General features: G+C 68.6%; 21 protein-coding genes. 11 read left to right on the top strand and 10 right to left on the bottom strand.

Annotated features, from left to right (window positions below):
• Positions 1-61: 61 nt before the first annotated feature.
• Together tatB and ACFORO_RS41050 are read left to right on the top strand one after the other, a co-directional pair.
• Positions 62-487: a Sec-independent protein translocase protein TatB gene (tatB, locus tag ACFORO_RS41055; protein WP_354750977.1), complete on the top strand. Its 426-nt coding sequence runs from the start codon at positions 62-64 to the stop codon at positions 485-487.
• Between the two features lie 174 nt (positions 488-661).
• Complete coding sequence (locus ACFORO_RS41050; protein ID WP_377873095.1) at positions 662-1,165, top strand: hypothetical protein; 504 nt, start codon at positions 662-664, stop codon at positions 1,163-1,165.
• Positions 1,166-1,226: 61 nt separating this feature from the next.
• Here the strand turns inward: ACFORO_RS41050 and ACFORO_RS41045 are convergent, their stop codons facing one another.
• Genes ACFORO_RS41045 through ACFORO_RS41030 form a run of 4 tightly spaced genes read right to left on the bottom strand, consistent with a single transcriptional unit; the run spans position 1,227 to position 5,161 of the window.
• Complete coding sequence (locus ACFORO_RS41045) at positions 1,227-2,372, bottom strand: Mrp/NBP35 family ATP-binding protein (protein ID WP_377873094.1); 1,146 nt, start codon at positions 2,370-2,372, stop codon at positions 1,227-1,229.
• A gap of 25 nt (positions 2,373-2,397) precedes the next feature.
• On the bottom strand, positions 2,398-2,895 hold the full coding sequence (locus ACFORO_RS41040; protein ID WP_354750980.1) for a DUF1003 domain-containing protein: 498 nt from the start codon (positions 2,893-2,895) through the stop codon (positions 2,398-2,400).
• Positions 2,888-4,189 carry a magnesium transporter MgtE N-terminal domain-containing protein gene (locus ACFORO_RS41035; protein WP_354750981.1) on the bottom strand — a complete coding sequence of 434 codons (1,302 nt, stop codon included), beginning with the start codon at positions 4,187-4,189 and terminating at the stop codon, positions 2,888-2,890. Before ACFORO_RS41035 ends, ACFORO_RS41040 begins: the two co-directional genes overlap by 8 nt.
• A gap of 57 nt (positions 4,190-4,246) precedes the next feature.
• Complete coding sequence (locus ACFORO_RS41030; protein WP_377873093.1) at positions 4,247-5,161, bottom strand: aminoglycoside phosphotransferase family protein; 915 nt, start codon at positions 5,159-5,161, stop codon at positions 4,247-4,249.
• An 86-nt stretch (positions 5,162-5,247) separates the two neighbouring features.
• Here ACFORO_RS41030 and ACFORO_RS41025 point away from each other — a divergent pair, with 86 nt between their 5' ends.
• On the top strand, positions 5,248-6,147 hold the full coding sequence (locus ACFORO_RS41025; RefSeq protein ID WP_377873092.1) for an SPFH domain-containing protein: 900 nt from the start codon (positions 5,248-5,250) through the stop codon (positions 6,145-6,147).
• On the opposite strand, the gene ACFORO_RS41020 is transcribed toward ACFORO_RS41025, so the two are convergent.
• A complete protein-coding gene (locus tag ACFORO_RS41020) occupies positions 6,132-6,728 on the bottom strand; it encodes a DUF4190 domain-containing protein (protein WP_377873091.1) in 597 nt (198 codons plus the stop codon). The genes ACFORO_RS41025 and ACFORO_RS41020 overlap by 16 nt on opposite strands.
• Positions 6,729-6,786: 58 nt before the next feature.
• A complete protein-coding gene (locus ACFORO_RS41015; protein WP_354750985.1) occupies positions 6,787-7,131 on the bottom strand; it encodes a DUF4190 domain-containing protein in 345 nt (114 codons plus the stop codon).
• A gap of 169 nt (positions 7,132-7,300) precedes the next feature.
• Here ACFORO_RS41015 and ACFORO_RS41010 point away from each other — a divergent pair, with 169 nt between their 5' ends.
• From ACFORO_RS41010 to ACFORO_RS40985, 6 genes are all read left to right on the top strand, one after another.
• On the top strand, positions 7,301-8,491 hold the full coding sequence (locus ACFORO_RS41010; protein WP_354750986.1) for an acyl-CoA dehydrogenase family protein: 1,191 nt from the start codon (positions 7,301-7,303) through the stop codon (positions 8,489-8,491).
• An 80-nt stretch (positions 8,492-8,571) separates the two neighbouring features.
• A complete protein-coding gene (locus ACFORO_RS41005; protein ID WP_354750991.1) occupies positions 8,572-9,099 on the top strand; it encodes a general stress protein in 528 nt (175 codons plus the stop codon).
• Between the two features lie 309 nt (positions 9,100-9,408).
• Entirely contained in the window at positions 9,409-10,728 is a 1,320-nt protein-coding gene (locus ACFORO_RS41000) for an ABC transporter substrate-binding protein (protein WP_354750987.1), read from the top strand.
• A complete protein-coding gene (locus ACFORO_RS40995; RefSeq protein ID WP_354750988.1) occupies positions 10,725-11,672 on the top strand; it encodes a carbohydrate ABC transporter permease in 948 nt (315 codons plus the stop codon). The genes ACFORO_RS41000 and ACFORO_RS40995 overlap by 4 nt, the downstream gene beginning before the upstream one ends.
• Positions 11,672-12,514, top strand: coding sequence for a carbohydrate ABC transporter permease (locus tag ACFORO_RS40990; protein WP_377873090.1), 843 nt, complete (start codon positions 11,672-11,674; stop codon positions 12,512-12,514). Before ACFORO_RS40995 ends, ACFORO_RS40990 begins: the two co-directional genes overlap by 1 nt.
• A 3-nt stretch (positions 12,515-12,517) precedes the next feature.
• A complete protein-coding gene (locus ACFORO_RS40985) occupies positions 12,518-13,693 on the top strand; it encodes an ABC transporter ATP-binding protein (protein WP_354750990.1) in 1,176 nt (391 codons plus the stop codon).
• Between the two features lie 64 nt (positions 13,694-13,757).
• Here ACFORO_RS40985 and ACFORO_RS40980 read toward each other — a convergent pair whose 3' ends face one another.
• Positions 13,758-14,669: a hypothetical protein gene (locus tag ACFORO_RS40980; protein WP_377873089.1), complete on the bottom strand. Its 912-nt coding sequence runs from the start codon at positions 14,667-14,669 to the stop codon at positions 13,758-13,760.
• 393 nt (positions 14,670-15,062) lie between these two features.
• Here ACFORO_RS40980 and ACFORO_RS40975 point away from each other — a divergent pair, with 393 nt between their 5' ends.
• Both ACFORO_RS40975 and ACFORO_RS40970 read left to right on the top strand, forming a co-directional pair.
• Positions 15,063-15,563 (top strand): DUF4265 domain-containing protein, encoded by a 501-nt coding sequence (locus ACFORO_RS40975; protein ID WP_377873088.1) that lies wholly within the window; start codon positions 15,063-15,065, stop codon positions 15,561-15,563.
• Positions 15,564-15,725: 162 nt separating this feature from the next.
• Complete coding sequence (locus ACFORO_RS40970; protein ID WP_344288589.1) at positions 15,726-15,920, top strand: PspC domain-containing protein; 195 nt, start codon at positions 15,726-15,728, stop codon at positions 15,918-15,920.
• A 122-nt stretch (positions 15,921-16,042) separates the two neighbouring features.
• On the opposite strand, the gene ACFORO_RS40965 is transcribed toward ACFORO_RS40970, so the two are convergent.
• From ACFORO_RS40965 to ACFORO_RS40955, 3 genes are read right to left on the bottom strand one after another with little or no spacing between them, the layout of a single operon-like run.
• Entirely contained in the window at positions 16,043-16,390 is a 348-nt protein-coding gene (locus ACFORO_RS40965; protein WP_370940258.1) for a ClpX C4-type zinc finger protein, read from the bottom strand.
• Between the two features lie 53 nt (positions 16,391-16,443).
• Positions 16,444-17,283 carry a chromosome partitioning protein ParB gene (locus tag ACFORO_RS40960; protein ID WP_377873087.1) on the bottom strand — a complete coding sequence of 280 codons (840 nt, stop codon included), beginning with the start codon at positions 17,281-17,283 and terminating at the stop codon, positions 16,444-16,446.
• Positions 17,280-17,933: a metallophosphoesterase family protein gene (locus tag ACFORO_RS40955; protein ID WP_377873086.1), complete on the bottom strand. Its 654-nt coding sequence runs from the start codon at positions 17,931-17,933 to the stop codon at positions 17,280-17,282. Before ACFORO_RS40955 ends, ACFORO_RS40960 begins: the two co-directional genes overlap by 4 nt.
• Between the last annotated feature and the right edge of the window lie 164 nt (positions 17,934-18,097).

Here is an 18,097-nt window from a genome sequence, read left to right as displayed (position 1 = left end):
CCGGGGTGCGAAACGGCCCGGGTAGTCTTGGGCGGGGCAGCACCGAGCGGAGGTTTCACGGGTGTTCGACAGTGTCGGCTGGGGCGAGATCCTCGTGCTCATCATCGCCGGGCTTTTCATCCTCGGACCCGAACGGCTGCCCGAAGCGGCGGCCTGGATGGCGAAGAGCGTCCGCAAGGCCCGCGACTTCGCGACCGGCGCGCGCGAGCAGCTGCGCGAGGAGATGGGCCCGGAGTTCGACCAGCTGCGCAAACCCCTCGAAGATCTGCGCGGCCTGCGCAATCTGGATCCGAAGCGGGTGGTGTCGCAGCATTTGTTCGACGGGGATTCGGATCCGCTGGGGTTGAACGGGTTCAAGAACGAGCTGAACGGCTCGAACGGGAACGGGTCGAGCGCGGCGCCGACGATCAAGCCGCAGACCGCGCTCCCGCAGCCGGAGCCGTTGAAGCCGGGCGAGCGTCCGCCGGTCGACCCGGACGCGACCTGATCCTCGTGCGCGGCGATCCCGGTGAGAACCGTGATCGCCACTCACGACCGGCGCACGCCGCTCGGTACGCGGCGATCCCGATGCGAAACCGACTGGCCAAGCCGACGCGCGACGCGCTGATCAGGCTGGGTAGCCTCAGGAGCATCAGCTCAACCGACCCTGGAGGTTCCCGATATGTCACGCCGTGCGGCTGCGCTGGCCGGAACGATCGCTGCGGCCGCCTTCGCCGTCGCCGGGTGCAGTGCCGACGACGAGCCCAGCACCAAAGCGCCCGCCACCTACACCTCGGTGCCCGCTCCGGCGATGCCGTCCGGATCGGTGGCTCCGTCCAGCGCCCCGGCGAGCGAGAACGGCAGTGCCACCGGTGAGCAGCCGAACGTCAAGCGCGGCGCGGAGACCGGCGAGGCAGGCGTTGACGTGCTGGTCACCGTCGCCTACCAGAGCGGGAAGGTCACGCCGCCGGCCGGGGTCGTCGACGTCAAGGTCGGCAACAAGGTCAAGATCAAGGTGACGTCCGACCAGTCGCAGAACATCGACGTCCAGGACCTGCCGGACAAGTCGGCCGACGTGTCCGCGAAGAAGCCCGAGGACATCGACTGGACCGTGACGAAGCCGGGCGACACCAAGGTGACGCTCCGCGAGTCCGGTGCCCTCCTGGTGACCGTGCACGCCTCCTAAGCGCAACAAAAAAAGAGGCGTGCACCCGCGAAAGGGTGCACGCCTCTTTTGCTTGAAAGGGTCAGCGACCGGCGGGGCTCACGTTCAGCATCATCCCGGCCAAACCGCGCGCCCGGACCGACAGCTGCTTCGCCGCGTCCTTCAGCACCAGCGCCGCCGGGGCATCCGGATCGGACAGCACGATCGGCGTGCCCTCGTCGCCCTGTTCGCGCAGGCGCGGGTCGAGCGGGACCTGGCCCAGCAGCGGCACCGTCGAACCCACCGACTTCGACAGCGAATCCGCCACCGTCTGGCCGCCGCCCGCGCCGAAGACCTCGATCCGTTCGCCGGTCGGGGTTTCCAGCCACGACATGTTCTCGATCACGCCCGCGACGCGCTGCCGCGTCTGCATCGCGATCGCGCCCGCGCGCTCGGCCACCTCGGCGGCGGCCTGCTGCGGCGTGGTCACCACGAGGATTTCCGCGTTCGGGATCAGCTGCGCCACCGAAATCGCGATGTCGCCGGTGCCCGGCGGCAGGTCCAGCAGCAGGATGTCCAGGTCGCCCCAGAACACGTCGGCGAGGAACTGCTGCAGCGCGCGGTGCAGCATCGGGCCGCGCCACACGACGGGGGTGTTGCCCGGCGTGAACATGCCGATCGAGATCACCTTCACGCCGTGCGCCTGCGGCGGCATGATCATCGTGTCGACCTTGGTCGGCTTCTCGCGCGCGCCCAGCATGCGCGGCACCGAGTGGCCGTAGATGTCCGCGTCCACCACGCCGACCGACAGCCCGCGCTCGGCCATCGCCACGGCCAGGTTCACCGTCACCGACGACTTGCCGACGCCGCCCTTGCCGGACGCCACGCAGTAGACCCGCGTCATCGAACCCGGCTGCGCGAACGGGATCACCGGCTCGGCCGCGTCGCCGCGCAGCGATTTGCGCAGCTCGGTGCGCTGCTCGTCGCTCATCACGTCCAGCTCGACCCGCACGTCGGCGACGCCGGGGAGCTTCGAGACGGCCTTCTTCGTGTCCGCGGTCAGCGTCGCCTTCAGCGGGCAGCCCGCGACCGTGAGGTAGATCCCGACGTCGACCACCCCGTCGTCGCCGACCGCCACGTCCTTGACCATGCCGAGGTCGGTGATCGGTTTCTTGATTTCCGGGTCGTACACGTCCTTCAGCGCGGTGCGGACGTCGTCGACGCTGGGGAGCTGCTGTGTACCAGTCACGCTTCCATCGTACGTACTGCCCAGTTCAGCTTTGCTTGGCCTTGCGCGGCTTGGAGTCCACGTCGAGATCGTCGCGCAGCCGGTCGAGTTCGCTGCGCAGGTAGTCGCGGGTGGCGACCTCGCCGACGGCCAGCCGCAGCGCGGCCAGTTCGCGCGCAAGGTACTCGGTGTCCGCCTTGGTCTGCGCGGCGCGCGTGCGGTCCTCTTCCAGCGACACGCGGTCCCGGTCGTCCTGGCGGTTCTGCGCGAGCAGGATCAGCGGCGCGGCGTACGCGGCCTGCGTCGAGAACGCCAGGTTGAGCAGGATGAACGGGTACGGGTCCCACTGCAGCGACAACGCGGTCAGGTTCAGCACGATCCAGACGACCACGATGAGCGTCTGCCAGAACAGGTACTTCCCGGTGCCGAGGAACCGCGCGATCCGCTCGGTGAACCGGCCGAAGGTGTCCGGGTCGATGTTCAGCCGCAGGCGGGCCTGGCCGCGCGGCTGGTCGAGCCGGCGGCCGGAGCCGAGTTCAGGCACGTTCGGCCTCCTCTAGATCAGCACCGTCCGCCACGTCGTGCAGTCCGGTTTCGCGCCAGTCGTCAGGCAGCAGATGGTCGAGCACGTCGTCGACGGTGACGGCGCCGAGCAGATGGTCCTCGGCGTCGACGACCGGGCCGCACGCCAGGTTGTACGCCGCGAAATACCGGGTGACCTCGGCCAGCGTCGCTTCCGGGCGCAACGCGGTGAGGTCGGTGTCCACGGCACTCGCGACCAGTTCGGCGGGCGGTTCGCGCAGCAGTCGCTGGAAATGCACGACGCCGACGAACCGGCCGGTCGGCGTTTCGGTCGGCGGTCGGCACACGAACACCATGCTGGCGAGCGCGGCGGGGAGTTCGGCGTTGCGGATGTGCGCCAGCGCCTCGGCGATCGTCGCGTCCGGCGTCAGCACCACCGGTTCCGGCGTCATCAGACCGCCCGCGGTGTCCGACGAATACGCCAGCAACCGTTTGACCGGCGCGGATTCCTCCGGCTCCATCAATTCCAGCAGCCGGCTCTGCTCGGCCGGGGCGAGTTCGGCGAGCAGGTCGGCGGCGTCGTCCGGGTTCATCGCCTCGAGGATGTCCGCGGCGCGCTCCTCGGCGAGGTAGGCCAGCAGTTCCTTCTGGTCGTCCTCGGGAAGCTCCTCGATGACGTCCGCGAGCCGCTCGTCGTCCATCGCGTCGGCGACCTCGTGGCGGCGCTTGATCGGCAGGTCGCGCAGCGTCGCGGCGACGTCGACCGCGCGCATCGTGTCGAACAGCATCAGCAGCTGGCCGGCGCCTTGGGGCTGTCCGGTCAGATCGGTGAGCCCGAGCCCGGAGACCTCGCTCCACGGCAGGACCTGCATCGCGGCGCGCCGCCGGCCGAGCGCCAGCCGGGTCGAGCGCTCGCGGACGGCGAGCTTCGCCAGCACCCAGTCCCGCGTGCGGGTCGGCTCCATCGCCGCGTCGACCACCGTCACCCGGGTTTCCGCGCCGGTGAGCGTCGCGTGCGCGTCGAGAAGCTGCCCGCACACCAGGACTTCGTTGGGCCGCTGGTGGAAATGCCGCATGTTGACCGAACCAGTGGCGAGCGTCACGGCGTTCGGTTCGATCGAGGTGACCCGCAGCATGGGGACGAACACCCGCCGCCGGGTCGCCAGCTCCACGACCATGCCGAGGATCCGCGGCGGCTGCTGGTCGAGCCGCAGGCCAGCGACTACGTCGCGGACCTTGCCGATCGATTCCCCGTCGGGCCCGAATACCGGCAGACCGGCGAGCTGTGCTGCGTAAACCCGGTTTGTGCCTGCCATGGCGCCGACACTATCGGCTGGCGCCGGTGTGCGCTCGTGCCGCGACTCGGCGAATTCTCAGCTAAGCAGCGCCCATCGGGTCAGCGCGGGGAGCTCCTCGGCGGACGGGCCGTCGTCGTCCTCGTCCAAACCGCCGAAATCGACCAGATCCTGGGCGTGCCACAGCCGGTTCTGCACCGCCCGGACGAGCGTCCACGCCTTGGCGCGGTCGCGGTCCAGACCGCTCGCGGCGAGCTTTGAGTCCAGTGTGGATTCACTGAACCGGTTCCACAGCAACGAAAGCGCGCCGTATTCGAGGTCGCCGGCGAGCGGCTTCGGGTCGATCACCAGCCACGGTTCGCGGGTGCCGGACAGGACGTTCTCGTAATGCAGGTCCTCGTTCACCAGCGCGTTGCCCGCTTCCGGGCCGAGGTCGCGGCACACCGCCAGCGCCGCGTCCAGCTCCCGGCGGGGGAGCGGTTCGCCCAGTTCCCGCCAGGACTTGGGCAGTTCTTCGAGCAGTTCCTCGGCGATGCCGGACAGCGTGCGGGTGAGTTCGGCGGGCGCGGGCACGGCGAGCCGCCGGGCGAGTTGGCTCATGATCTCGACGGCGGGCAGCAGCGGTTCGCCGTCGAGCGTGCGGCTGTCGTCGAGCCGCTCCAGCAGCATCGCGCCGTCCTCGGGCGCGGACTCGTGCAGCAGCACCGATCCTCGACCGGCCCATGTGGACAGTGCGAGCGGTTCGTCGCGCGATTCCTCTTCCACCCAGCCGAGTTTGAGCACGACGCGGGAGCCGTCCGCGCGCCGGGCGGGCTGGACGACGCCGACGTAGCCGTGCCGGGCGGTGTCCTCGAACTCCAGCTCCCACTTCCGGGCGTACCGCTGTGCGAGCGACGGCAGCGACGCGAGCCACGGGACGGCTTCCGGACCGAGGACCTTGGGGGCGCGTTCGGCGAAGGCGGGCGGGATTTCCAAAACGGTCACAACGCCCATCCTGGTCGGCCGCGCAAGCCGTTTCCGAGGTCGTCTTCCGCGCGTACAGTGGGTGGACAAAGGGTTTGGCGAACCCGGGAGCTGCCATGATCGTCGAGATTGTCAGCGCGGTGGTCGTCGCGGGCGGGGTGTGGCTCGCTTCCGCGGTGCGCGTGGTGAAACAGTACGAACGCGGGCTGGTGTTCCGTTTCGGCCGGGTGCGCTCGCAGGTCCGCGACCCCGGGCTCGCGCTGCTGCTGCCGCTGGCCGACCGCATGCAGAAGGTGAACATGCAGGTCGTGACGTTGCCGGTGCCCGCACAGGACGGCATCACCCGCGACAACGTCACGGTCCGGGTGGACGCGGTCGTGTACTTCAAGGTGGTCGACCCGGTGCTGGCCGCGGTCCACGTGCAGGACTACCGGACGGCGATCGGCCAGGTCGCGCAGACGTCGCTGCGGTCCATCATCGGCAAGAGCGACCTCGACGACCTGCTGTCGAACCGCGAGCGGCTCAACGAGGGCCTCGAGCTGATGATCGACAGCCCGGCGCTGGACTGGGGCATCCACATCGACCGGGTCGAGATCAAGGACGTCGCGCTGCCGGAGTCGATGAAGCGCTCGATGTCGCGCCAGGCCGAGGCCGAACGCGAACGCCGCGCCCGGGTGATCTCCGCGGACGGCGAACTGCAGGCATCGCACAAGCTCGCCCAGGCCGCCGCGACGATGGCGGACACCCCGGCGGCGCTGCAACTGCGCCTGCTGGAGACAGTGGTGCAGGTGTCGGCGGAGAAGAACTCGACGCTGGTGCTGCCGTTCCCGGTGGAACTGCTGCGGTTCCTGGACGCGCGGACCGATCCTCCGGCGAGACCGGCCGCGAAACCGCCGGAGCCGCGGGCGTCAGCGGAGTCCGTGGAGTCTGCGGAGTCCGCGGAACAGGTCGGCAACGGGCAGGTCGCCCCGCCCGAGGCCGAGGCGAGCGACGTGCCGGATCAGCGGTCGAGGTAGCCGTTCATGCCGAGGACCGTCAGCGTCACGAAGAAGCCGACCCACAGCGCGACCGCGACGTAACCGAGCACGACGGCCGAGAGCGCCATGGTGCGTCCGCCTGCTTCGTTGCGGCTGGCTTTGGAGAGCGCGACGTGCCCCATCGCGAGGCCGGGGACCGCGAGGACGCAGGTCGCCAGGCCGAGCAGCGAGCACACCAGCGCGCCGGTCGCGAGGCCGGTGTCGGTGGTGTTCGCGGCGTACGGCTGGTAGGGCGCGCCGTACGGCGGCGGAGCCGGGAAGGCGTGGTACGCGGGCGGCGGCGCGAACGGATCCGGTTGCGCCGCAACGGGATACGGCGACGCGAGCGGTGGCGCGGCGGGAGCCGGTTGGTCGCCGGGCAGCTGCGCGACCGGACCGGGGTCGGGCGCGGTCCAGCCCGGCGGGGGAACCAGCGGATCAGCCTCCGAAGTGGACGGGACGGCGTCCGCCGGGGCCTCGTACGGCGTCGGGTCGGCGGTGGCCGGCGGCTCGTACGGAGCGGGATCCGCGGTCGGCGGCGGTTCGTACGACGCCGGGTCGCGGTCGGACGGAGTGGTCATCGGGGCTCCCTCGAGGTGCCGGGTTCGAAGGACGACGCTACCGGGAATCGCGGCGGCATCAGCCGAAAACTCCGGACTGGACCAGCGCGTGCACGATCAGCGGAATGGCGATGCCCCAGACGATCAGCGCGGCGTAGCCGATCACGAAACCGGCGACCGCCAGCGCGCCGCCCGTGCCGCGACCGCGGCGGGCCCGGTGGAACGCGATGTGCCCCATCACGATCCCCGCGACGGCCATCGGCGCGCACAGCACGAACCCGGCGATGGAGCACACCAGCGACCCGAGCGCGAGTCCCGCGCCCGGCGGCGGGCCTTGCGGCGGATAGGGCTGGTGCTCATACGACGGGTGCGTGTAGCCGTCGCGCCCGGCTGGCTCGTCCCGGTCGTCGCTGGCCTCGCTCATCGGGATCCTTCTCGCGGTTTCGGGTGGATCAGCACCTTATCCGCACCTTAACGGGGGAAACCGGGGCCTGGCGTGAGCACCCTCATAGCCGCTCGGGCGCGAACCAGTCATACTCCCCGGTAACCCCAGCGCCGGGAGCCGGCGTCGCCCGCAGTGAGGAGCTGAGCTCATGGCCCGTCTCGCCCGGACCGCCGGCCTGACCGATGTGCAGCAGGAGATTCTGTCCACGGTTCGCTCGTTCGTGGACAAGGAGATCATCCCGCACGCGCAGGCGCTGGAGCACGCCGACGAGTACCCGGCGGAGATCGTCGAGGGCATGAAGGAGATGGGCCTGTTCGGGCTCACCATCCCGGAGGAGTACGGCGGCCTCGGCGAATCACTGCTCACCTACGCGCTCGTGGTCGAGGAGATCGCGCGCGGCTGGATGAGCGTGTCCGGCGTGATCAACACGCACTTCATCGTGGCGCACATGATCAAGCAGCACGGTACCGAAGCGCAGAAGCAGCACTTCCTGCCCCGGATGGCGACCGGAGAGGTCCGCGGCTCGTTCTCGATGTCGGAACCGGACCTCGGCTCGGACGTCGCGGCGATCAAGACCCGCGCCAAGCGCGAGGGCGACGACTACGTCATCGACGGCGCGAAGATGTGGCTGACCAACGGCGGTTCGTCGAATCTGATCGCGCTGCTGGTGAAGACCGACGAGGGCGCGGAGAAGGCGCACCAGAACCTCACGACGTTCCTGGTCGAGAAGCCGTCCGGGTTCGGCGAGGTGCTTCCGGGTCTGACGATTCCGGGCAAGATCGACAAAATGGGCTACAAGGGCGTCGACACCACCGAAGCGGTGTTCGACGGCTTCAAGATCGGCGCCGACAAGGTCCTGGGCGAGGCTCCGGGCAAGGGCTTCTCGTACATGATGGACGGTGTCGAGGTCGGCCGCGTGAACGTCGCGGCGCGCGCGTGCGGGATCGCGATCCGGTCCTTCGAGCTGGCGATCGCTTACGCCCAGCAGCGCACCACCTTCGGCAAGCCGATCGCGCAGCACCAGGCGATCGCGTTCAAGCTCGCGGAGATGGCGACGAAGGTCGAGGCCGCGCACCTGATGATGGTCAACGCCGCGCGGCTCAAGGATTCCGGCGCCCGCAACGACGTCGAGGCCGGGATGGCGAAGCTGATCGCCAGCGAGTACTGCGCCGAGGTGACCCAGGAAGCGTTCCGGATCCACGGCGGTTACGGCTACTCCAAGGAATACGAGATCGAGCGCCTGATGCGCGAGGCCCCGTTCCTGCTGATCGGCGAGGGCACCAGCGAAATCCAGAAAACCATCATCAGCCGCGGCCTGCTGCGGGATTACAAAGCCTGACCCGCGGCTCGCCGGAGTTCGCGCGCTCCGCCGGTTCTTGACAAGATGGAGCCCTCGAACTCCGGACGAGTGCGCAGGTGATGATGGTGAGCAGTCCCTTTGGTGGCGGGCAGGGCCAGGCCGGGCTGCCGCGGCTCCCGACCCCGCCCACCGGCTGGCCGATCGGGTCGTACACGACCTACGGCGAGGCGCAGCAGGCGGTCGATTTCCTGGCGGAAAGCGAGTTCGCGGTCACCGACGTGACGATCGTCGGCGTCGACCTGATGCTGGTCGAACGCGTCATCGGACGGCTGTCGTGGGGCCGGGTGCTCGCCGCGGGCGCGATGTCGGGCGCGTGGTTCGGCCTGTTCGCCGGACTGCTGCTGGGGATGTTCGTCAACCAGGGCGGATTCACGCTGCAGCTGCTGACCGGGCTGGTGCTCGGTGTCCTGTCCGGGCTGGCGTTCTCGGCGATCGGATACCGCACGTCGCGCGGGCGCAGGGATTTCTCGTCGGCGAGCCAGCTCGTCGCGGGCCGGTACGACGTGCTGTGCCAGCCGCGCAGCGCGGAGCAGGGGCGCGAGCTGCTCGCGAAGCTGGCGTTGCGGCCGCCGCCTCTTGCCTCGTGACTGTTTATGCCGGTTCTCACCGGGATTGCCGCTCACGCGGTCCGCTGCCCGCCACGGCGTAAATACCCACGGGACTTTTTCACCCGTCTTTCCGATGGTTCGCGCGCACCTGGCTGAATCGTTACCGACCCTGCTTGCGGCGGGTGATCGCCGGGCATAGGTTGTCCGACACCGGTTGGCCGGTCGTGTCCTCCAGCGCGGCCTGCCGGCAACTGGCACGTCGGGGTGCTGGCTCGGGTCCGCCTCGTCGCGGCGTGCTGTCTGGGGGCGGCGCCGGACGGTGCCGTGTGCACACGCGAGGAGGCTTGGATGGGGAAGAAACGGCCCAGCGGAAAGAAACGAGGACCTACCCGCGCGGCGGCACTGCTCGCCGCGGGCTTGATGACCAGCGGCCTGGCGGCAGGCTGCGGAACGGCTTCCGGGACGACGATCAACGTCTACTACTCCCCGGAGGACCATTTCCAGACGGTCGTCGACAACTGCAACAAAGCCGCCGCCGGGCGGTACCGGATCGTCTACAACAAGCTCCAGCGCGGTTCGGACGACCAGCGGATCCAGATGGCGCGCCGGCTCGCCGCGGGCGACACGTCGATGGACGTGCTCGGCCTCGACGTCACCTGGGTCTCGGAGTTCGCCGAGGCGGGCTGGGTCGACGAGTGGACCGGGCAGAACAAGACGGCCGCGTCCGAGGGCGTGCTGCAAGGCCCGCTGGAAACCGCTACGTACCAAGGAAAGCTCTACGCCGCACCGAAGAACACCAACGTGCAATTGCTCTGGTACGACGACCGCATCACCCCGACCCCGCCCAAGACGTGGGACGAGATGATGCAGATGTCACAGCAGCTCAAGAGCCAGCACAAGCCGTATTCCGTCGTCTTCACTGGCGCGCAGTACGAGGGTCTGGTGGTCATCTACAACACGCTGGTCGAATCGCTCGGCGGGCACATCCTGTCCGACGACGGGAAATCCGTCGTGATGGACGAGGGCGCGGTGCAGGCGCTGGAACTGCTGAAGAAGGTCACGTCGTCGGGGATCACCGACCCGTCGCTGACGAACCAGAAGGAGGACGACGTCCGGCGGACGTTCCAGAGCGGCGGCGCCGCGTTCGAGCTGAACTGGCCGTTCGTTTACGCCTCCTACGCCGAGGAAAAGCCGCAGGACCTGTCGCACTTCAAGTGGGCGGTGTATCCGCAGGCGAAGGCGGGCATTCCGTCGAAGAGCACGATCGGCGGGTTCGACCTGGCGGTGAGCGCCTACTCGCAGCACAAGCCCGAGGCGTATGAAGCCGCGTTGTGCTTGCGCAGCAAGGAAAACCAGAAGGTGTCGGCGATCAACGACGGGGTGCCGCCGACGATCGAGTCGGTGTACCACGACGACGTGCCGGTGGACCCGGCGAAACCGGCGTCGGCGGACAACCCGAACATGGCGCAGAAGTACCCGATGCGCGACGCCATTCTGTCGGCGCTGAAAACCGCCGCGGTCCGGCCGCTCACTCCGGTGTACCAGAACCTGTCCACGGTGATGTCGAAAATCATCTCCCCGCCGTCGGCGATCGATCCGCAGGCGACCGCGCAGAAAATGCGGGAACAGCTCGATGACGCGCTCCAGTCGAAGGGAGTGATCCCGTGACCGTCCAGGATCCCGCCGCGACCGCCCAGGAAGCGGCGCACCGCAAGGGAAAGCCCGCGCTTTCCGAGGGCAAGAAGGCGGAACGGCGGCTCGGGCTCTGGCTGTGCGCGCCCGCCTTCATCGTGATGATCGCGGTGACCGGATACCCGATCATCTATTCGGTCTGGCTTTCGCTGCAGCGCTACGACCTGCGATTCCCGTCGCAGCACGAGTTCATCGGATTCTCCAATTACGCCGCGGTGCTCACCAATTCCTACTGGTGGACCGCGTTCGGCACCACGATGTTCCTCACTGTCGTTTCGGTGGCGATCGAATTCGTGCTCGGCATGGGGCTCGCGCTGATCATGCACCGCACGCTCGTCGGCCGCGGGCTGGTGCGCACCGTCGCGCTGATCCCGTACGGCATCGTGACCGTGGTGGCCGCGTTCTCGTGGTATTTCGCGTGGACGCCCAAAACCGGGTACCTGGCGAACGTGCTGGGCGAAGGGGTCGCGCCGCTGACCGACCAGTGGCCGTCGCTGTTCATCATCATTCTCGCCGAGGTGTGGAAGACGACGCCGTTCATGGCGCTGCTGCTGATGGCCGGGCTGGCGCTGGTGCCTGATGACCTGCTGAAGGCCGCGGCGATGGACGGCGCGACCGCGTGGCAGCGGTTCACCAAGGTGATGCTGCCGGTGATGAAACCGGCGATCCTCGTCGCGCTGCTGTTCCGCACGCTCGACGCGTTCCGCATTTTCGACAACATTTACGTGCTCACCGGCGGCGCGCAGGACACCGGATCGGTGTCCATGCAGACCTACGACAACCTGGTCAAGGGGCTCAACCTCGGGATCGGCTCCACCATGGCGGTGCTGATCTTCATCACCGTGGCGATCATCGCGTTCCTCTTCATCAAGGTGTTCGGCACCGCCGCGCCCGGCACGGACGACGGGGGGAAGCGCTGATGGCCATTACAGGTGCGGCCACGACCGGCCGCAAAGTGGGCTGGGGCCTGCTCGACATCCTGGTGCTGGTGTTCGCGATCGTCCCGGTGCTCTGGGTGCTTTCGCTGTCGTTCAAGACGAAAGCGACGCTCACCGACGGCAATTTCATCCCGGTGGAATGGACGCTCAAGAACTACGCGGACATTTTCCAGACCACGGAGTTCCTGCGCGCGCTGGTGAACTCGATCGGCATCGCGGTGATCTCCACGGTCATCGCGGTGGTGCTGGGCACGATGGCGGCCTACGCGATCGCCCGGCTCGATTTCCCCGGGAAGCAAGTGCTGGTGGGGCTTTCCCTGCTGATCGCGATGTTCCCGCAGGTCTCGCTCGTCACCCCGCTGTTCAACATCGAACGCGGGCTCGGCCTTTTCGACACCTGGCCGGGGCTGATCCTGCCCTACATCACGTTCGCGCTGCCGCTGTCGATCTACACGCTGTCCGCGTTCTTCCGGGAAATCCCGTGGGAGCTGGAAAAAGCGGCGAAAATGGACGGCGCGACGCCGGCCCAGGCGTTCCGGAAGGTGATCGCGCCGCTGGCCGCGCCGGGCGTGTTCACCACGGCGATCCTGGTGTTCATCCTTTGCTGGAACGACTTCCTGTTCGCCATCTCGCTGACGTCCACCGAGGCGTCGCGCACGGTGCCGGCCGCGTTGTCGTTCTTCACCGGGTCCTCGCAGTTCGAGGACCCGACTGGCCAGGTGTGCGCGGCCGCGGTCGTGATCACGGTGCCGATCATCCTGTTCGTGTTGTTTTTCCAGCGTCGCATCGTGGCGGGGCTGACGTCCGGTGCGGTGAAGGGCTGACCCATGGCTGAAATCGTTCTCGACAAGGTTTCCAAGCGCTATCCCGACGGCGCGCTCGCGGTGTCCGAAGTGGACATCACGATCGCCGACGGCGAGTTCATCATCCTCGTCGGCCCGTCCGGCTGCGGGAAGTCGACCACGCTCAACATGGTCGCCGGGCTGGAGGACATCTCCTCGGGCGAACTGCGCATCGACGGCAAGCGGGTCAACGAAAAGGCCCCGAAGGACCGGGACATCGCGATGGTGTTCCAGTCGTACGCGCTGTACCCGCACATGAGCGTGCGGGAGAACATGGCGTTCCCGCTGCGGCTGGCCAAAGTGGACGACAAGATCGTCCGGTCCAAAGTGGAGGAAGCGGCGACGATCCTCGACCTGACCCAGCATCTCGACCGCAAACCCGCCAACCTGTCCGGCGGGCAGCGGCAGCGGGTGGCGATGGGCCGGGCGATCGTCCGCAACCCCAAGGCGTTCCTGATGGACGAGCCACTGTCCAACTTGGACGCCAAGCTCCGCGGCCAGATGCGGACCTCGGTGTCCAAAATCCAGAAGCAGCTGGGCACGACCACGCTGTACGTCACGCACGACCAGACCGAGGCGATGACCCTCGGCGACCGCGTCGTGGTGCTGCGGGCCGGGTACGTGCAACAGATCGGTTCGCCGCAGTTCCTGTACGACAACCCGGCGAACCTGTTCGTGGCCGGGTTCATCGGCTCGCCGTCGATGAACTTCGTCCCCGCGACGCTCGAAGACGGTCAGCTGCGCAGTTCGCTCGGCACCACCCCGCTGACCGACCGGATCCGCCGGATGGCCGAAGCGGCGGACGCCCCGCGCGAGGTGATCATGGGCATCCGCCCGGAGCACTTCGAGGACGCCGCACTGGCCGAATCGGGCCACGAAGGCGCGACGTTCACCGCACACGTGGACGTGCTGGAGTCGATGGGTTCGGAGAAGTTCGCGCACTTCACCGTGGAGGGTGAAGCCGCGACCTCGGCCGAACTGGCGGAACTGGCCGCGGACAGCGGTTCGGCCGACGTCCCCGGCGCGGAATCGCTGATCGTGGCCCGGCTGTCGGCGGAATCGGCCGCCGCGGAGAACCAGGATCTGCAGATTTCGTTCGACGCGGACAAGGTGAAGCTCTTCGACCCGTCCAACGGCCGAAACCTCACCTACTCCGACTGAGCTGACGGTCCGTGAAGGGCTCCTTGAGGGAATCAGATTCCTTCAAGGAGCCCTTCACGGACGTTTAGGGGATTCGCGAGAAGACCGTCGCAGCCGCGGTGCGCGCGGCCGGGCAAGCCGCTTCGCCGCCCGCACCGCTGGTGTCGACCACACTCACCGTCGCCTGCTCCGCGCGTCCAGCCGTGGCAGGGGAGGGCTGCACCGTCCGTACCCGGCAGAACGCGCCGTCGGCGGCCACCCGCGCCATCCGGTTGCCGAGCGTTTCCGACGGCCCCGCCGGAGCCTGCCGCACCACCGCGAACTCCAGGCTCACCTTGTCGAGAATGCAGGAATGCCCGGCGATCCCGGCCGTCGCGTCGCCGCCCTGCGCCCCGGACGCGCTGAGGATCGCGCAGGAATCCACCCGCCCCCAGGACCGGTCCGGCAACTGCGGATGCCGCACCCGGTTGCCGGTCACCGCGTCGAGCACCCCGCCGACGACGTCGTCCGCCGCGCCGCACCGGTCCTCCGCACTGCCGCGATCGTCCCCGTCGGTGATGGAGACGGCCAGCCGGACCCCGTCGGCGAACGTGATCGCCCGCCCGCACGACCGTTCGGGCACGAAACCGGCCTGCTGCACGGAAACGCCGTCCGGCACCTTGCCCGCGTAGTCGTAGGCCTTGATGTTGGGATCGCGATCGGCCGCGAGCGGCCCGACAGTGACCGTCCGGGGCCGCCCGGCCTGGACGAAGTCCGCCTGGCAAGCGGTGAACGAGGAATCGGGCGTGTCCGCGGTGGTGTTCTTGAGCCGCTCCGGGTCGAGGAGACTGCAGTAATCGAGCGTGGCGAAGTCCCCGAGCGCCGCGATCGCGGTGAGCGGCACCGGCGTGGACTGCGCCTGCGCCTGCTCCGCCGGGGCAGACTCCGCGGAACATCCGACGCTCGCGGCGAGAAGCACCGAACAGCCGACCGCGAGGACTCCGAGTGGGTTACGCACGGGGTGCAGTATCACCGTGAGTGGCGAAAAATCCAGCCCCCGCCGGGAAATCCCACACTTCGCTGAGTCATCACCGCTGGTGGGGGAGGTTCTGGGTGGGCAAATGGGGAAGCGGGTTTCGGTGGACAGACTCGGCCGTCTGGCGGGTGGGTTGTCGGCAGGTGCGGGGTTGGGCAGGCGCGTGGGTGCCTGGTTTGGTCTGGTGTGCGGGTTGTCGGTGGGCATCCGGGCCGGGCGGGAGAGCAGGGCTGTGGCGGACGGGGCGGCTTGTCCGCCGAACCGCGCGAGAATCTTGCGCAGCCGCAGCCGCAGCCGCAGCCGCAGCCGCAGCCGCAGCGATCGAGCGAGACGGGCCGCGTTTTCGCCGCACGCAGGCGATGGCAAGCTTCTGCGGTGCCTGAACAACCCAGCGACCTCGATCGGCCGGCCCACGTCAAGGTCGTGTTCGAACTCCCTTCCGATGGCGAGGATTGGCCGCCGTTCAGCCGCGAAGGGCTGTGGGCGGTCCCGCTGGACCGGCCGGACCACGTGCGGCTGGACAACGTCCCGTGGTTCGCCCGCGACGCGGCCGAGGGCGACGTTTTCCGTGTCGAGCGGGACGCGGACGGGACGCTGCGGCCCGTCGAACGGGTGGAGTGGTCGGGGAACTGCACCATCCGGATGATCGTCTGGCCGGACGGCCCTTTCGCGGGCGATTTGGGCCGCGTGCTCGACCGCTTCGCCGCGTTCGGCTTCGAGGGCGAACGGTTCGACCAATTCGGCATGGTCGGGTTCACCGTCCCGCCGGAAGCCGATCTCGCCGCGGCGAAGCGGGTGCTCAAAGCAGGCCGGGCAGACGGTTCGTGGGCTTACGAGGAAGGCTGCGTCAGCCGGGAATGGCAAGCCGCCGGGTAGCGGTCGGCCAGCCCGTTGACCTGCGAGTTCCCGCCCCGACCCCGATTCCTCCCCAGTACCGGACCCCATCCCCTTAGGGGTCCGGATCGTCCCGCGGGGCGATGTGCCCCGGCCCCGCACGTGGTGACATAGAGGTACGAACCCAAACGGGAGGGGAACACGATGACCGCACCTGTCACCCACCGGCTGAGCCGGCCGCGAGAGGGGCGCATGATCGGCGGCGTCTGCGCCGGGCTCGCCCGTCGCTTCGGGACCACGCCGGGCAAGATCCGGGTGCTCGCGCTGGTCTCCTGCCTGCTGCCGGGGCCGCAGTTCATCGGGTACCTGATCCTGTGGGCCATCATCCCCAGCGACTGACCCGCCGGGCGAGCTGTCTGAGGAGCGGCCGCACGCGACGACTGAGCGGCCCGGACCGGGCCGCCGCCGAACCACTGGGATCGATCGGCCCTCTTCCGCCGCCAAACGGGAGGGGGCCAGTCTCATTTCCGCTCGGCGGAAAACCGCTCCCAGGCCGACTGCCGCGTCACTCCCAGCGCCTCGCCGATCCGCGCCCACGCCACCCCGCGCGTCCGCAGCAGATCCACCTGCTCCTGGATCCGCGCGTCTGTCTGCGCGCTGACCTTCGCCATCCGCGGGATGCTCTCCAGGATTTCCTCGTCCGATTTCCGCTCCCACAGCGTCACCTCGGGCGTCCCGGGTTCGTGCTCCCCAGCCAGGATCTGGCCGCACAATCCGACGCAGCCGTCGCAGATGTAGACGCCGGATCCGGCGATCAGTTTGGCCACCTCGTCGGCCGGTTTCAGGCAGAACGAGCAGTACGAAGTCATCGCAACCTCCTGGTGTCAGGATCAGCCTGACACGTCAGGAGGCGCCTGACAAGTCACTGCTGGGAACGCAGCGTTTCGATGACCTCCTCGTCCCAGCGATGGGTCCGGATCAGCCGGTACCGCTCGCAGGCGACCCACAGGTACGCCTCGGCCTCGGTGCGGTCGCCGATCAGGTCGGCTTGCCGCAGCATCGCCACTACCGGCGTGAATTCCTCGTCGAACCAGCGCTGCGCGACAGTCGCGCGGTCGGTGAACCGGCCCTCGTCTTGCATGAGCCGGAAACCCCACGCCTCGACGTGTTCGCCGAGTTGCGCGTAGTTCCATGGATCCGTCACCAGCACCGACGCGCGGGCGTGGCCGGACAGCGGGACTCGTTCCAGGAACAGCCGCCGGTAGTCCTTCACGATCAGGTCGCCGCGATACCGGATCCCGCTCGGGTCCAGTTTGGTGCGCACGGCTATCACCGACGCTTCTATTGTGGACAGTCCCTGCGCCAGCGCGACCGAAACCCGGTGGTGGCCATCGATAATGAAGTGCAGTTCGCCGATGCGGTACACCTCGATCGGTGGGATAGCCTCGCCGCGGCGGGAGGCCAGCGCGAGTCGTTCCCAGCGTTGCCGGACGCGGGCGGAAGTGGGACGGAAGCGGCGGTCGAAGTCGCGGCTGCGGTCGACGGTGCCGACGATCGAGTCCAAAGTGATCACTCGCGTCCCGATCCGCGCTTCGCTGACGTAACCGAGCGCCTGCACCACTTCGTGGAACGGAAGCATGATGTTGACGTCGTCGGGTTCCCGGCGCAGCCACGTGGAAAGCCGGGACAGCACTTGCCGCCGCCGGGCTCGCAGGAAGTCGTTTTCGGCGTCAGCGCGCGGGAAACCGGTCGGTCGGGTCATCGCGGGAACTCCATCACCTGATAGCCCACCACATTGCGGATCCGGGTGCGGCCGGCCACGCGGTCGGGCGCCGATTCGCCGTGCGGATGGATGTGTCCGTGCAGCAGCCAGTGCGGCCGCAGGGTTTCGATCGTGCGGTGCAGACAGGTGAAACCTTGGTGCGGCGGATCTTCGCGGTCGCCGAGGTGCCGCGGTGGCGAATGCGTGAGCAGAATGTCGATTCCGTTGCCGTCGCGCCATTTCCGCCACCGGAAACGCCGCTCCAGCCGCCGGGCCCGGCGCGCCTGCTGGCGTTGCGTCCATTGATTCGGGCCGTCGCGGTAGCGGATCGAACCGCCGAGCCCGGCGATGCGCAGTCCGGCGACGTCGACGATGCGGCCGTCGGCGTTGATTCCGCCGGCGGGGCCGGGCCATTCGGTCGGGAAACCGTCCTTCATGGACAGTCCGCCGTAGCGGGTGAAGCCGCTCAGGTCCGGATCGTGATTGCCCGGAACGAACACGCACGGCACGTCGAGCATGCCGGCGAGGAACTCGAGATACGCGAACGGCAGATCGCCGGCGGCGACGACGAGGTCGACCCGCAGCGAGCGGACCGCGGGGGTCCACAGCCGCTCGTCGGCCTCGTCGGCCACCACCAGCGCTTTCGGCATGCGCCAAGGTTACGGCGCACGCGGCGTCACTTCATGCCGTGCGCGAACCCGGGGTTGAGCGCGATCATCGCGACGATGCCGACGATCCACATGAGGCAGAGGGCCAGGGCCCAGAACTTGAGGTTGGACAGCAACCGGGACATGACGAGACAAACCTCCTGCTA

The organism is Amycolatopsis halotolerans (assembly GCF_042647905.1).
GTDB lineage: Bacteria > Actinomycetota > Actinomycetes > Mycobacteriales > Pseudonocardiaceae > Amycolatopsis > Amycolatopsis halotolerans.
This window is presented reverse-complemented; position numbering and strand designations above follow the sequence as displayed.